Origin of the sequence: Leisingera sp. XS_AS12 (genome assembly GCF_041224635.1) — a bacterium.
Lineage (GTDB): Bacteria > Pseudomonadota > Alphaproteobacteria > Rhodobacterales > Rhodobacteraceae > Leisingera.
The window spans coordinates 13,450-27,123 of sequence record NZ_JBGFGM010000122.1; the positions used below are offsets into that span (position 1 = coordinate 13,450).

The 13,674-nt window shown below is 62.8% G+C and carries 13 protein-coding genes; 1 reads left to right on the forward strand and 12 read right to left on the reverse strand.

Annotated elements, in window-relative coordinates:
* The first annotated feature begins 3 nt into the window (after positions 1 to 3).
* A complete protein-coding gene (gene tcmP / locus AB9K35_RS20150; protein WP_369928902.1) occupies positions 4 to 1,143 on the forward strand; it encodes a three-Cys-motif partner protein TcmP in 1,140 nt (379 codons plus the stop codon).
* Between the two features lie 274 nt (positions 1,144 to 1,417).
* On the opposite strand, the gene AB9K35_RS20155 is transcribed toward tcmP, so the two are convergent.
* The 12 genes from AB9K35_RS20155 to AB9K35_RS20210 are packed head-to-tail and all read right to left on the reverse strand — an operon-like array spanning position 1,418 to position 13,655.
* Positions 1,418 to 2,965 (reverse strand): LPD7 domain-containing protein, encoded by a 1,548-nt coding sequence (locus tag AB9K35_RS20155; protein ID WP_369928904.1) that lies wholly within the window; start codon positions 2,963 to 2,965, stop codon positions 1,418 to 1,420.
* Entirely contained in the window at positions 2,958 to 5,084 is a 2,127-nt protein-coding gene (locus AB9K35_RS20160; protein ID WP_369928906.1) for a type IV secretory system conjugative DNA transfer family protein, read from the reverse strand. The genes AB9K35_RS20155 and AB9K35_RS20160 overlap by 8 nt, the downstream gene beginning before the upstream one ends.
* Positions 5,081 to 6,082: a P-type DNA transfer ATPase VirB11 gene (virB11, locus tag AB9K35_RS20165; RefSeq protein WP_369928908.1), complete on the reverse strand. Its 1,002-nt coding sequence runs from the start codon at positions 6,080 to 6,082 to the stop codon at positions 5,081 to 5,083. Before virB11 ends, AB9K35_RS20160 begins: the two co-directional genes overlap by 4 nt.
* A gap of 32 nt (positions 6,083 to 6,114) precedes the next feature.
* Positions 6,115 to 7,281: a type IV secretion system protein VirB10 gene (gene virB10 / locus AB9K35_RS20170; RefSeq protein ID WP_369928910.1), complete on the reverse strand. Its 1,167-nt coding sequence runs from the start codon at positions 7,279 to 7,281 to the stop codon at positions 6,115 to 6,117.
* A gap of 2 nt (positions 7,282 to 7,283) precedes the next feature.
* The gene (gene virB9 / locus AB9K35_RS20175) at positions 7,284 to 8,135 is read right to left on the reverse strand and encodes a P-type conjugative transfer protein VirB9 (protein WP_369928912.1); all 852 of its coding nucleotides are present in this window, start codon (positions 8,133 to 8,135) and stop codon (positions 7,284 to 7,286) included.
* Entirely contained in the window at positions 8,132 to 8,818 is a 687-nt protein-coding gene (locus AB9K35_RS20180; RefSeq protein WP_369928914.1) for a virB8 family protein, read from the reverse strand. Before AB9K35_RS20180 ends, virB9 begins: the two co-directional genes overlap by 4 nt.
* Complete coding sequence (locus AB9K35_RS20185; protein WP_369928916.1) at positions 8,815 to 9,015, reverse strand: hypothetical protein; 201 nt, start codon at positions 9,013 to 9,015, stop codon at positions 8,815 to 8,817. The genes AB9K35_RS20180 and AB9K35_RS20185 overlap by 4 nt, the downstream gene beginning before the upstream one ends.
* Before the next feature lie 46 nt (positions 9,016 to 9,061).
* Positions 9,062 to 9,955, reverse strand: coding sequence for a type IV secretion system protein (locus AB9K35_RS20190; RefSeq protein WP_107978587.1), 894 nt, complete (start codon positions 9,953 to 9,955; stop codon positions 9,062 to 9,064).
* Between the two features lie 30 nt (positions 9,956 to 9,985).
* A complete protein-coding gene (locus AB9K35_RS20195; RefSeq protein ID WP_369928918.1) occupies positions 9,986 to 10,249 on the reverse strand; it encodes an EexN family lipoprotein in 264 nt (87 codons plus the stop codon).
* 9 nt (positions 10,250 to 10,258) lie between these two features.
* Positions 10,259 to 10,975, reverse strand: a complete 717-nt coding sequence (locus tag AB9K35_RS20200; protein WP_369928920.1) for a type IV secretion system protein — start codon at positions 10,973 to 10,975, stop codon at positions 10,259 to 10,261.
* Positions 10,972 to 13,326 carry a VirB4 family type IV secretion/conjugal transfer ATPase gene (locus AB9K35_RS20205; RefSeq protein ID WP_369928922.1) on the reverse strand — a complete coding sequence of 785 codons (2,355 nt, stop codon included), beginning with the start codon at positions 13,324 to 13,326 and terminating at the stop codon, positions 10,972 to 10,974. The genes AB9K35_RS20200 and AB9K35_RS20205 overlap by 4 nt, the downstream gene beginning before the upstream one ends.
* Positions 13,326 to 13,655 carry a type IV secretion system protein VirB3 gene (locus AB9K35_RS20210; RefSeq protein WP_066013902.1) on the reverse strand — a complete coding sequence of 110 codons (330 nt, stop codon included), beginning with the start codon at positions 13,653 to 13,655 and terminating at the stop codon, positions 13,326 to 13,328. Before AB9K35_RS20210 ends, AB9K35_RS20205 begins: the two co-directional genes overlap by 1 nt.
* Positions 13,656 to 13,674: the final 19 nt, after the last annotated feature.

A 13,674-nucleotide genomic window follows, 5' to 3' on the forward strand; every position in this document is an offset into this window, starting at 1 on the left:
CGAATGGCAGCAGATTTAGACCTTTACCGCGACCGCGAACAGTCGTTCATCAAGCACCAATTCCTAACGAAGTACCTTCAAGCAGCGGCTTACAAGACGTTACAAGGCCATTCTCCGACATTCAATTTCGTGGATGCCTTTGCCGGACCTTGGCGCGTATCAGATGACGCCAAATACTCAGACGCTTCGTTCGATCAGGCAATCAACACGCTGGAAGCCGTTCGCGCCGATCTCGGAAAGCGCGGTGTAGGTGGGTTGAAAATACGCTTCTGTTTCTGCGAACAGCGCCCAGAGGCAGTTGCGCGCCTTCGGGAATACGCCGCTTCGAAAGGGCGGTTCGAGATACACGTTTTCGAAGGCGCATTCGAAGATAACCTCAATGCCATCGCCGCCAAGCTGACCGACGGCTTCACGTTCACCTTCATAGACCCGACCGGATGGAACATCCGCAACGAGGAGGTGTTTGGCTTTTTGCGCAAACAGAACGGCGAGTTCATGCTGAATTTCATGTCGGACCACATCAACCGACATGCAGAGTATCACGAGGTGGCAGCATCGTTCGGTCGGTTCCTCGCCGATGCCAAATGGGCTGACGAGTTTGCGCGCCTACCAGTCGAATGGAGCAACGAGCGGAAGATGCTGCATTTGATGAAAGCCACGATGCGCGCAAACAAGGTGGCATCATACCTGCCAGATTTCTCGATTATGGTACCGAGGCGCGAGCGGGTGAAGATGCGCCTCATACTCGGAACGCACAGCCCGTCCGGGTTGGAGGTCTTCCGCGACGTTCAGGAAAAGGTCGAGAAACAGGAGTTGGAGCTGCGGCACAACCTTCGAGAAGGGGACAGCCCGCAGGTGAGTTTGTTCTCGTCTGCTGACATTGCGGCGTTTCAGCAGGAACAGAAAGGTGTCGGCTGCAAAGCGAACAGAGCGCGGGCCGAGGAGATCATCGTCGACTTCCTGCAAGGCAGAATGCAGGCGTTTCCCGGGCCGATTTTCAATCGGGCGATGGAGCAAGTTCCGATCCGTCGCACGCATCTGAACAAGGTCCTCATAGACATGCGGGACCGGGGCGTTGTTCGTTTCGAGGTTCCGGCCCCTAAGCGAGTTCCCCAGCCCAATACTGCAATTTCCTTGGTCTGAGCCGCCCACGCCAGAGCATGTCTCACTCCGCCCGCGAAGCATCAAACAGGAGGTCGCAGAATGAGCTGAACGGCCATCATACCGCCTTGAGGCAGAGGAACGGGCGATCGCGTGAATGCAACGGCTTGGCTCAGCGACGACGAGCTCCAAAATCGACGATTTCAGCCGATTTTTTCAACAACATCGGCCCTTCCGGTAAAACGTCTCGCAATCGCGACACAGATCGGATCGCTGCGGCAAACGACGGAAATGTCCGCATTCCTGCCTCTAGGCGCTATCTTGAGTGGCTGCCTTTGGTCTGATCTGACATCTGACGTTCAGGAGTAGGTCTCACCTCATTGGCGATAGCTCCACGCACTTGAGCCTCCTGTTCCTTGGTGACGTTTGCGAGTTTCTGGACGGGAACCTGTCTTCCCGCCCTCATCCCTTGGGATAGCAGCTTGGCGGCGTGATCGCGGGCGGTCTCTCGGTCCTTCTCCGAAACCCCTTCAGCTCGGAGCTGCGCGTCCATGTGAGCCAGAACGCTGGCCGGACCTTTGGCGGCATGGTCGCCCGGTTCGTATCGCTTGATGCGGTCTTCGAGCCGATCGGATTTGGTGTCCTGCTCGCGCTGTTTGTTTGCCATCGGCGTCTCCTCGGTGGTTGCCTTCGCGGCAGATTTGCCCCGTGCCGCGCGTTGCGGCTGTGCTTGGCGCTCGATGTCCTTGGCGTCCCAGAGGCGGCGGTGTCCCTGGCGGTCGACTTCTTCTCCCGTCTTTTGATCCTTGGTCTTGTAGGTCACGGGCTCGACGCCGGGAGAGAAGAAGGTCGCGCGGTCGCCGACCTTCAGGTCATGCTTTTCGAGCGCGGCGGGCAGGGTGACGCTCCAGATGTGCTCGTCCTTGCCAGCCTTGCTGGTCAGAGCGACGAAGGGCACGGGATCAGCCCCTTCGCGGTTGCGATAGGGGGCGGTGCCGATGTCGGTGATCTTGCCGGAGATACCGTCAGAATAGCTGTGGCGCGGCGCGGCCTGCTGGTCTTCGCGGTCGGTCGTCTTGGCATTGGCGGGTTGGGCGGCACGGTCCGTCCGTTCGATGGCACGTTCTCCGATCATTTGCGATCGGCGGTTGGCCTCCTCCTGATCCTTCTCCGTGGGGCGGTAGCCCTGAACCTTCAGGCCCTGGGCAGTGCCTTCGATCCACATCTCGCGCCGGAACTCCTCCGGCCCTTTCGCTTTCAGGCTCTGCCAGCCGCGATGCGAGGCCAGCTCGATCATGTCCATAGCTGTTCCGCGATCCGCATTTCGGGTGCTGAGCTGGTCTCCCCTGTCGATGATCGCAGGTCGGGCGTCATCATAGGATCGGTACAGGTCCTGCTGACCCTTCGCCTTCGTGACAAGAAACCTGTCGTGGTAGCTGGTAGGCAGGTCAAAGTGATCCTGATCCGGTTTGGCCTTCTGTCTCTCACTTGGCGAGATCGAACCCTGATCCTTGGGCTGCTTTTCCGGGCTGGCCTTCTCCGCGACCCGATCATGATAGCCGGTCCAGAAGTCCATGTTGGTCTGCGTCATGCGGGAAGGGGCTGCGCCATCGCGGTTGAGGTCGGTGAGATCCTTGCGAACGCTGTCGAGCGTGGGCACGGACTTCTGGATGTCCGTGCCGATGGTGACCGTGCGGGCGACGGTGCGCGCGCTTTTGTCCGTGGCCTCGATCACGCTAGGGCGCTGGCTGGCGTCGGCATCCGCGAAGGCACGCCCTGCGGCGGCGGCCGAGGCAAAGCGCTCTTCCTTGTCGTTATGAGCGTAGGAGAGCGTGAAGCTCGTGCTCTTATCCGTCTCAGGCATTCCGTTTCCTTTCGGCTTTGGCGGGGGCGACGTCACAGCCGAGGGCGGCGAGGATGTCCGCCGCGCCCTTGCGTGTTCCGACCTGTCCGGCCTTGTTCAGCTCCTTGATTTTCGCCTGTGCCTTCTGCCCGCTGAGAGCCAGCCGGTCGAAGGAGATGCCGTCGGGGTTGGTGATCTCCTCGTCGGTCATCGGCACTTCGGCAGGTTCGCCATTGGCGACGTTCGCGGCCTGGAAGGCTTTCAGACCGGCCAGCTTGTCGAAGTTGGTTTGAAGGGTGGAGACGCTTTCTCGCAGCATCGCATTCTCGTTTCTCAGGGAGGCCACGGCCTCCGCTAGGGCATGGCGGTCGATCTTGGGGACCACGGGCGGCGGCACCTTGGAGCGTTCGAGAAGCGCCGCTTCGGCATAGAACCTGATCTTCTTCGCCCGGATCGGTGGGTGTCCGGCGACGAAGACCAGTGCCTCGCTCTGGTCCATTTGCAGAAGCTCCTGCGGCAGCATGAGGGAGCGCTTCTGTTCGCTGTGGCTGACGGTCGTGCCCTTGCGGTTGGCAAGGTATTTGGACTTGGACTCGCTGCGGGCCTCCACGCCATGCGTGCCGAGCCGTTCCGAGAGGTTGCGCGCCTCTTTCACCCCCTTCGGGGTGAAGACGATGCTGACGCCGGAGTTGTCCATATAGGCATCGGCGCCGTCCTGACCGTAGATGTCGGCCAGCTGGGCCGGGGTCTGGACGATGGTCAGCACCTTCATCCCGTAGCCCGCGAAATAGCCGATGCCGCGCTTGAAGGCCGGAAGCTCCCCGACCGAGGCGAACTCGTCCATGCAGAGCAGGATCTTGTGTTTCAGGGCTGGATTGTGCTCGGGCAGCTCCTGCATGTTCGCGTCGACGCAGGACTGGAAGAAGAGGTTCATCAGCGGTCCGAGGCGACCGAGGTTGTTGGGCGTGATGCCGACATAGATCGTCATCCGCTTGCGGCGCAGATCGGCGAAGGCGAAATCCGAGGCGGCTGTTGCCCGGTCTAGCATCGGGTTGGCGAAGAGGCCGAGGTTGGCGGTGATCGTGGATTTCACGCTCTCGAAGGTGTTCTCGCTCTTCGAGAGGAAGTCGTTGAGGGTCGAGACGGTCTGAAGCGACAGCGGACGGCCCGAGGCCTTCCTGTCCTCGATCCGTTTCTGAAAGGTCTGGACGAAGTCCGGGGTCAGGGTGAGCTGGCGGTAGATTTCCCCCAAGGTGAAGGGCCGTTCCGGCGTCTCGGCCAGATAGCCGCCGACGCCGACAAAGGCCGTCTGTGCCGCCCGGTCGAAGAACGGGTCTTTCGAGGCCACCGGAATGAACAGGTCGGCCAGCCGCTGAAGATCCTCGATCTGGTAATCCGTGCCGCGACGAACCGTCGAGAGCGGGTTCCAGCGATGCGTGCGACCGCCCGGATCGAGGGGATCGAACAGGAACACTTCTTGGCCGCCTGCCTTGCGGAAGCCTGCTGTCAGGGTCCAGTTTTCCTTCTTGATGTCCAGGACCACGGCAGAGTCCGGCCAGTTGAGAAGGTTCGGGATCACCACGCCGACGCCCTTTCCTGAGCGGGTCGGGGCATAGAGCAGGACGTGTTCGTCGCCGCCATACATCAGCAAGTTTTTGGGGGTCAGATGTCCGGCTTTCTGGATCTTGACCGCGCCGCCTTGCTCGGTTGCGCGGCCCCATCTGTCGACCGGCTTGCCATAGTGGCGGGAGGGCAGGGAGCCGGTGAAGCCCGCGATCAGACCGGCCTTCGACCTCATACCTGCCTGCCGGATGTCGCGGGCGCGTGCAAACTCCGCGCGGCCATGCACGTCCGGCTTCGGCTGCGCTTTCAGGATCGCGGCGGCAATCACGATCGTCGGCAGCAGCCCGGCATAGCCCGAGAGCTTGATCCATTTGACCGTCTCGGGATCGCTGTATCCGGCCAGCGCCGCCTGCGGCCAAAGCAACAGGTCGCGGGGCAGGTGGAGCGGGACCTTTAGCCCCCACTGCATGACATAAGCGGCGGTGATGAGCCCCCCGGCTACGGCGAACACGACCGCGGCCGAGATGGCGGCAGCCCGCGCGGGTGTGCCAAGGCGATGCCAGTTCTGGACGATCATGCGGCACCCCCAAGCTTTCTGCGGGGATCGAAATAGACCTCGGTGACCCTGCGCCCGGCAGCGGTCTTTTTGATCTGCACGACCACGTCGACCATCTGGTAGAGCATGTCCTTGATCTCATCGCGTTTGAGGTCGCGCCCGGCTTCGCTCTCCTTCACCAGAAGGGCTAGTTGCTCAAAGGCAAGCGTGGCGGAGTCGGCGTGGATGGTGGTGATCGACCCGCCATGCCCGGTGTTGACATTGCGCAGGTAGTAGAAGGCCGAGGCGTCGCGAAGCTCCTGCAGGAAGATGCGGTCGGGCCGCATCCGGAGCGCGCTTTCCAGCAGGTCGCGGGCGGTTACCTTGGCCTCACCTTGACCACCCTTGGAATAGATCATCCGAACCACGTTGGGCTGCGGAAGCTCCAGCTCGACGGTGTCCTCGATGGTGATCAGTCGTTCATCGGTCGGGATCAGCGGGATCAGCGCCTTCGAGAAGGTCGTCTTGCCCGAGCCGGTGGAGCCGGAGACCAGGATGTTCTTCTTCGCTAGCACGGCTGCGTTCAGGAAGGCTTTCCAGTCTCCGTTGCGGTGATGGCTGAGGAGGGCTTCATCCTCGCCAGACAAGGCTGAGGGGGCGTTTGTGACGCCTTCGAACATGCCCTGACCCAGAAGCTCGTCGAGCGTGAAGGTCCGCTGCGCAGGTTTGCGGATGGTGATGCTGACCGTGCCCGCCGGGACGGCAGGCGGCAGCACGATCTGGATGCGCTCACCCTGCGGCAGGGAGCCGGAGAGGAGCGGCGTCGTCTCGTTGACCTTCTGTCGGGAGAAGGTCCCCACGGTCGCGACGAGGCCGGTCAGGAAGGCATAGGTCAGGTCGGGCAGTTCGACCCTTTCCCAGGTCCCGTTGGCATATTCAACGAAGACCTCGCCGGGGCGGTTGATGCAGATTTCCAGAACGTCGTGGCGTTCAAGGAAGGGCGACAGCGGGGCCATGTGAGAGGCCAGTGCCGGGGGCACGGGCCTGTCTTGCGGCAGGATGGGCCTCTCCATCATTTCAGCCGGTAGACGCCGGAGAAATCGAGATCACGGGCCACCATGACCGAGACCTCTTCGCCCTGGTTCTTCCGCAGGATCACGGGCACGTCGATGGTGTTTTCCAGCTCTGTCTGGGCGAGGCTGCGCGCCGCCGCGCGGGAGTTCTCATAGGAGTCATCATCGCCGTCGCCGGAGGTGGTGGCGACGATCAGGGCATCGTCGATGATCGACAGCATCATCGTGCCACCGAAGCGGGTCCAGAACTGAGTGTCGATGTCGCCGTCAAAGCCGGTCCGACCAAGGGCATCGGCACCGGGCGAACCCAGGTTCACGATCACGCCGTTCGGTGTTTCGGCACGGGTCCAGATCACGAAGAGGCGCTTGCGGCCCCGCTGCATCCCGCCCTTGTACTCGCCGACGATACGGGTGCCGCGATCCAGTAGGATCACCGCGCCCGTGGTCGAATAGACATCGTCGGTCACGGTGCAGCGGACCATGCCGGGGGCCGTCGAGTCCATCGCCGTATCGAGTGAACAGGGGATCGTCGTGCCCTGCGTCACGGTCAGGTTCGGATGGGCGAGGACGGTTGCTTTTTCCGATTGCCGGTCGCTAGTGACAAGCTCGGCCGCCAGCCCGGTCAGCTTGCCGCCCGCGCCCTCGGCCGAGCCGCCGAAGAGATTGGCCCCGGCATCGGTGCCTGCCTGGGCCGCCGATCCGGCAAGGCCCGTCAGGTTGCCCTGATAGGCCATGACAGGCGCGCGCTTCGAGGACTCGTAAAGCTGTTCGGCCTCGCTCGGTTCCGCCGGGGCCAGCTGTTCTTCCCGGCGCACACGCTCGATCGGGCCGACCGGCGCGTCGGGTTCGGGGTCCGCCACCTCCGGCTGGGCCTGCTGCTCCTGTTCTCGGGGCAGTTCCGCAGGCTCGAAGTTCTGACCGGGCCGGATTGTGGTCTGCTGGCGCTCGGTTTCTTCGGGTGGCGCAGGCTCTTCGTCGGACGGCCATTGGAGGAAGGCCATCGTGCCAAGAAAGACAAGGCCAGCGGCTACGAGGAATTTCTTGTTCTTCTCGTTCAGCCCGGCGGATTTCGCGCTGGTGATCGAGGAGATACCACGCTCGCCCTCGATGCCGTTTTCCATTGGTTCGGGTGCACCGTCCTGCGGTGCTTGCTCTTCGGTTGTCATGATCACTGTCCGATGATTTCGCGCTGCACGGAGCGGCTGGTGGTGCCGGTGCCGGTGTAGCCACCAGAAGAAGATCCCAGCCCCATGTTGTAGATTGCGGTGACCTGGTTCCCGAGCCGCAGGCGCATTTCGGGGGCCACGTCATGCACGATGATCTGGTTCTTGCGGACCGTGGTGTTCGCCATGCGCTCGGTGCCGGTGCTGTCCACGACAAAGACCGAGGGCATCCGGTTCATCCGCGAGAAGGTCAGGACCGTCATTTCCCCGTTGTCGTAGGCTTGCGACGGCTGGAGGTCATGCGACCCGGCGACCAGATAACGCCAGTTCTTCGAGCCGGAGGTTGCCACGGATTCCGCCAGCCTTGCCTTGGCTGCTTCTTCCTGCGCCCGGGCTTTCTGGTCTGCGGCTTCTGCGCGGCGGCGGTTGGCCTCGTCGGTCGGATAGGCGAACCTGATCTGGAAATAGACATCCTTGGAGTTGTTGGTGATCGCGCCGTCCCGGACGATCAGCTCGAAGGAATAGGTCCGGGTGGTGCCGTCCTCGCGCATGGTCGCGATCTGGAGGTTGGTCGGAGGGTTGGCCTCGCGCGGCTTGAGATAGAGGATGTTGCCGCGCGGCACGATCTCCCAGGCGACGGTGTCGCCGCTGCCCACGTCAATGATTTCCTCGGTCTGGGCAAAGACGACCTGCACGGAGGTCCGCAGGGTGCCGACGACACGGACCACGTCCCATTCGTTGTAGCTGACGGACCGGACGCGGCTGTCGGAGCGCGACGGGTTCGGGATGTCGAGCGCCAAGGCAGGCGCGGCGGAGCTGAGCGTCAGACAGATGATGAGGGCTATACGCAGGATCATTCCGTCACCTCCGGGTCGGCCCGATAGGTGCTGACGATGAAGCCCAAGGGATTGATCGTGCGATCCTCGGTGCTGATCTCCGCATCTGCGTCGAAGTCGAAGCCGATGGTCGAGACCCAGAGGCTTTGCGTCGTCAGGTTTTCCCGCTCGTTGGTCTCGGTCTTGTAGAACCGGACCTGGGCCAGCCCGTCATTCAGGAAGGAGATCGAGCGGATCTTGATCTCGGCCTTGGTGTCGGTGCCATAGGCGTATTGCGGGCTCTTGGGGTTGGAGCCGTTGTAATAGGTCGAGAAGCGCACCTGTTCCTCGGGAGAGGACATCAGCGTGACCTCGTGGAAAATCGCCTCCCGTTCGGCATAGGTGTATCCTTCACGTTCGCGGACATAGCGGGCGAGGAAATAGCGGGTGACGGCCTCGTCATAGGTGGTTTCGCCGTCGCTCAGCCGGGTCATGACCTCGGGCACGCCGCTGGCCTGATCGACCCGGATGACGAAGGGCACCACTTCCTTGAGCGGGGCCATGAAGCCGACAGCGGCCACGCTGGTCAGCGCCATGACGCTGGCGGCCCCGGCGATGATCCAGGCCGTCCGCTTGGAGCGTTCGGCGGCGAGGCGGCTGTCATAATCGAAGCTGCGGGCCTCCTTCAGATAGGCGGCAAGGTCCTTGTCCTGCGATACCGTCATGCGTCGTCCCCCTCCCGCGTGTCCGCGATCTGGGGCGTAACGCCGATTTCCTTCTGTTTTTCGAGGACAGCGGCCTGATAATCCCATTTGGTCGGGTTCAGGGGCCGGACGACCGAGCCTTTCACATCCGGCAGCGGCGTGGTCGTGGCGCAGGCCGAAATGCTGAGGACGGCCATCAGGAGGGCAAGTTTCTTCATCGCGTAACCTTGGAGTCTAATCGTGGAAGAGGTGGATTTGTCCGCCTCAGCTCTGTCGTGTCGCGGAGCCGCCGGAAGGGGGCGTGCTGCCTCCCTGCCGGGGTGCCGCATTTCCCAGAAGCTTCCGCTCCACGAAGCGCTGCGCGGCACCGGTCGAGGCACCGGCCCCGGCGCTCAGCGCCGCCGCGATGGAGGGAAGCAGGAAGAAGAAGATCGTGCCGCAGGCCATTGCGACGAGGAATGCAGAGACTGCCGCCGCGCCATCCTCGATGCTGAAGCTCGAATAGACGTCGCCGATGAAGGAGGTCACGACCAGCATGAGGACGATGACCAGAAGCTTCAGCAGGGCGAAGTTCAGTGCCTGACCCAGCCAGGCGAAGAACCAGCCGCGCGTGACATCGAAGAGGGCGAAGGCGACGAAGAGCGGGCCGATCGCCGCCATGAGCGCCAGCCCGAAATGGACGAGAAGGCTGATCACGAAGGCAATCGCGGCAAAGGGCACGGCGGCGATGATCACGACGATCGACAGGACATAGCCATAGATCGAGCCCGCGATGCCCGAGCCGTACTGGTCCTGCACCTCGGCGCTGATCCGGCCCGCCATCGCCATCACGGGATCAGAGGGCAGGTCGGTCGAGCCGCCGGTCAGCGTTTCCACGAAATCAGGGATGCCGTTGAGGATCGTGTCCCCGACCCAGGACGAGTAATCGCCGGCGCTGGACACGAGGGTCCAGATGATCGCCAGCTTCACGCCGCGCAGGGTGAAATCCATCAGCGGTTCGTGGATGGAGCCACGGATGATCGCCCAGCCATAAAGAAACAGGTAGATCGTCAGGGCCGCCGTCAGCGGTGCAGTCAGCTCGGAAGAGATGGTGCTGCTGATGTCGTTCATCTTGTCGGTGAGACTGTCAGCAAAATTGTCGTAGAGCGCTTGCAGCATGGGACGGCCCTTTCCGGGAGGCGGCGATGATCAGTTGAAGGACGGGTCTCCGAAGAGGCGGTCCGAACCTTCACGGTCCTTCTGCGTCTGGGTTTTCTGGGCAGCCTTGCGGGCGTTCACGCAGTTGGCGTCGTCCATCGCGCGGTCGGACAGCTCGCAGGTTTCGAGCATCGCGGCCCGTTCGGCGGGATTGTCGGTGAAGTAGTCGACCGTGTGGTTCTCGGCCTCTTCCTTGCAGCCCGCGAGAAACGCGGAAGCCGCAAGGGTGATGATCAGGGGAAGGGGCAGGTGCATGGTGTCTCCTCAGAAGCTGTCGTCGCCGTAGATGCTGGTGAAGGCCGCGCTTTCCTTGGCGCGGCGCTGTGCGGCGACTTCGGTCTGGCGCTGCTCTTCGACCTTTGCCTGGGCCTGCTGGAGCATGGCGAGACCCTGAATGCGGTTGGTGTCGTTCTGGAGCATGGCCTGTTCCACCGCGATCCGGGCGTTCAGGGCGTCCACCTCCTTCTGGGTGGAGACAGAGCCGATCTTGCTGCGCAGTTGTTCAAGCCCCGCCAGCCGGTCATCGGACAGCGACACGATCCGATCCCCGACAGCGGTGTCGCGGGCCGACTGGTTGCGGATGCGGTCCAGCTCGCTCTGGTAGAAATCGTCGGCGTCGATGTCGGCCCCATCCAGCGCGGAGAAGTCGGCCGCATCCTGCGCCTTGCCTGCCAGATCGCCGAGGTCATCGAGGTCAATGTCGAAGTCGCTGGCAATCTGCATGGCATCCGGCCCGAGCAGTTCGCGGACATCGGGCGAGTTCAGGGCGCTGACGATGGAATCCATGTCGGTCAGGCCGTTGATCGAGGCATAGAGCGCCTTGGCCTGTTCCAGCTCTTCGACCATCTGGGCGATTTCCTTGACGAACTCGGCCTTGGCGTTGGCGATGGCCGCCGTGTCGACCACGGGAACGCCTTGGGCATGAGCCGTGGCCGAGAGGGACAGCGCCAGCGCAGCGGCGGACATGAGAAGCCTTGTCATCGGAGATCCTTCCTTTTCTGGAACAGGCGGGGGAGCCAGTCTTTCGGGGCAGGGTGGTCCTGCATCAGCGCGTGCATGATGGCGTTGGTGGCGGTGCGGCCCGACAGGACGGTCAGCACGTCATCGAGGCCCGACAGGTCGAGGTCGCAGACCACCGAGTTCTGCGCCTGCTTGATCAGGAAATGGCCGAGGGGCAGCTCGTCGCGCACGATCTGGAACTCCCGCTCGGACAGGCCGAACTCGTCGACCAGGTCCTTGCGGCTGGCGCGGTCGGAGCCGAAGAAGACCTGGCTGGCGCATTGCTCGATGATCGTGCGGGCAATGGGGCTGTTCACCACGTCGGAGGCCGATTGCGTCCCGGCCACGATGATGCCGTTCTGCTTGCGGATGACCTTCAGCTTGTTCTTCACGAAGTCCGAGAAATAGGGGTCGGACAGGGCCTTCCAGAACTCGTCGATGAAGATCGCGATGCGCTGGCCGGTGATCAGGTTTTCGACCCGGCGCATGAGATACATCATGATCGGGTTGCGGATTTCCGGATCGTCGAGGAAGGCCGTGATGTCGAAGCCCACGAGATCTGCATCGAAGGCGATGGTGTCTTCGGGATTGTCAAAGACCCAACCGAGCCGTTCGTTGCTCAGCCAGCGATCCAGCCGGTTGCCGATGTCTTCCGCGCCGCCGCCAAACCCCAGCAATTCTCGTAGGGCAGAGACGGTGCGGCCAGTGCGCGGCAGGTTGGACAGGCCCGCGACGGCCATCTCGATCCGCCGGATGTCTTCGGCTGAGAAGGTGGTGCGCTCGCCGCCCAGCATGGATTTGACCAGCTCGACCATGAAGGCCTGACCGTCGGCATCGAGGTTGATTGCCATGAACGGCGCGCAGCCGGTCGGGCGACCGGACTGGAAATCGAGATAGGAGCCGCCGGAGGCGCGGACGAAGATCTCGGCCCCGTAATCCTTGTCGAATAGGACGCGCTTGGTTCCGAATTTTTCCAGCTGCGACAGCAGGAAGGTTTGCACCACCGTCTTACCAGAGCCGGAGGGGCCGCAGATGAAGGTGTGGCCGAGATCGCCGACATGGAAGTTGAAGTAGAACGGGCTTCCGGCGCTGGTCTGGAGCTTGCTGACCGCATCGCCCCATTCGTTACCGTGCCGGTGGCCGGTCGGGTAATTGTGCAGCGGCGACATGGCCGTGTAGTTGCGGCTGGTCACCATCGCGACCCGCGCTCGATGCGCATGGTTGCCGGGAAGCTGCGCCCAGAATTGCGGCTCAAGCGCCATGTCCTCGCGGGCAACGACAGCCCCGGATTCCGACAGCAAGTTATGCGCATCGGCAGCGCGGGCTTTCAGCTCCTTGGCGTCCTCGGTCAGGACCGTCAGGGACAGGTTATGCTCGCCCATCACGAACTCGCCCGACATCAGGTCGTCGCGGGCGTCGCGCAACCCGTCCGCCTGGGACACGGCGGGGTCATTCGCGTTGCGCAGCCGTCCTTCCTTGAGGGTCATCTGGCGCATGGCCTCGTTCTTCGCGGTGCAGCGGAAGGACTGGGTCAGGACGAAACGGAAGGGGGCCGTCAGCAGGTTGTCGAACATGTTCGGGCGCGTGCGGGCGTGATATTCCTTGATGCCGAACATCGCGCCATAGGTGCTGGCGGCGGCATGGCGGATTTCCAGCGCCTCCCGCCCGAAGATCACCCGGTCGGTGTAGATCGCATTGCCGATGGTCCCGTGAACCAACGGGACCGGCTCATACCGGCCAGAGATCAATTGCTTCAGGACACTGGCAGGCTCGGAGATCAGCAGGTCGCGGTGGTCCCGGATGATCGAGAGCTTCCGGGGCCGGAAGCGGCTGAGGCTGCGGGTCAGCTGCGTGGTCTTGTCGTCGAGATCGTCCAGAAGATCCTGGTCCACCTCGATCTGGCTGGTTCGGGCGCGACGGACGCCCTTTGCCAGCCGACCACCGGGCAGGCTGCGGGGCTGCATGTAGACGGTCAGATACAGATCGTTGCGGAAGAGGCGTTTGGCCTCGATGCGGCTGCGGTAGCTTTCGTCGATCCAGCGGGCGAGGTCTGTGACAAAGGTGCCGGACGGATAGTCGTCATCGGTGGCCCTGACCACATGGACATAGGCCATGACGGTGTCGTCGGCGATGTTGCGCAGCGCGTGGCTCAGCTGGTTGTGCAGCGTGTTGATCAGCTGGGTATCCGCCGTGCGGAAAGAGACGCCCTCCAGCTTCAGTATCTGGAAGGCACCCCGGTTGCGCGTGATGATCGTGTGCGCGTCCGAATGGCGGATGAAGGGAAGGTAGCGGTCTGCCGTGTTCTCCGTCTTGATCTTGTCCAGCAGGCCCATCAGTCGATCTCCTCGATCTTGTAGAGGCGGCGGAGACGCAGGGGGGATGTCGATGATCCCCCCCAGAGGCTCCGGTTCCGGCACCGGGCATTTGTGTCCAGCCAGCGAAACAGGATTTGGAAAGCGTTCTGATCGCGCTCGACGATCAGGCGGGAGACGCCGAGAAGGGGGATCGCAATGGGCAGGTAGAAGATCGAGTCCGCGGCGATCATCGCCAGCCCCCCGATTCCGCAGCACATGGCAAAGGCTTCGACAGGGATGCCGAAGATCATCGCCGGGCGCGTGAGGGCGAGGAACAGCACGTCCTCGTTCATCTTCACCTTTTCCATTAGGTGCCCTCCCTGCCGG

Excerpts from the sequence above, each read along its gene's own strand:
- tcmP (WP_369928902.1), top strand. The coding sequence starts at position 4 with ATGGCAGCAGATTTAGACCTTTACCGCGACCGCGAACAGTCGTTCATC.
- AB9K35_RS20155 (WP_369928904.1), bottom strand. The coding sequence starts at position 2,965 with ATGCCTGAGACGGATAAGAGCACGAGCTTCACGCTCTCCTACGCTCAT.
- AB9K35_RS20160 (WP_369928906.1), bottom strand. The coding sequence starts at position 5,084 with ATGATCGTCCAGAACTGGCATCGCCTTGGCACACCCGCGCGGGCTGCC.
- virB10 (WP_369928910.1), bottom strand. The coding sequence starts at position 7,281 with ATGACAACCGAAGAGCAAGCACCGCAGGACGGTGCACCCGAACCAATG.
- virB9 (WP_369928912.1), bottom strand. The coding sequence starts at position 8,135 with ATGATCCTGCGTATAGCCCTCATCATCTGTCTGACGCTCAGCTCCGCC.
- AB9K35_RS20180 (WP_369928914.1), bottom strand. The coding sequence starts at position 8,818 with ATGACGGTATCGCAGGACAAGGACCTTGCCGCCTATCTGAAGGAGGCC.
- AB9K35_RS20185 (WP_369928916.1), bottom strand. The coding sequence starts at position 9,015 with ATGAAGAAACTTGCCCTCCTGATGGCCGTCCTCAGCATTTCGGCCTGC.
- AB9K35_RS20190 (WP_107978587.1), bottom strand. The coding sequence starts at position 9,955 with ATGCTGCAAGCGCTCTACGACAATTTTGCTGACAGTCTCACCGACAAG.
- AB9K35_RS20195 (WP_369928918.1), bottom strand. The coding sequence starts at position 10,249 with ATGCACCTGCCCCTTCCCCTGATCATCACCCTTGCGGCTTCCGCGTTT.
- AB9K35_RS20200 (WP_369928920.1), bottom strand. The coding sequence starts at position 10,975 with ATGACAAGGCTTCTCATGTCCGCCGCTGCGCTGGCGCTGTCCCTCTCG.
- AB9K35_RS20205 (WP_369928922.1), bottom strand. The coding sequence starts at position 13,326 with ATGGGCCTGCTGGACAAGATCAAGACGGAGAACACGGCAGACCGCTAC.
- AB9K35_RS20210 (WP_066013902.1), bottom strand. The coding sequence starts at position 13,655 with ATGGAAAAGGTGAAGATGAACGAGGACGTGCTGTTCCTCGCCCTCACG.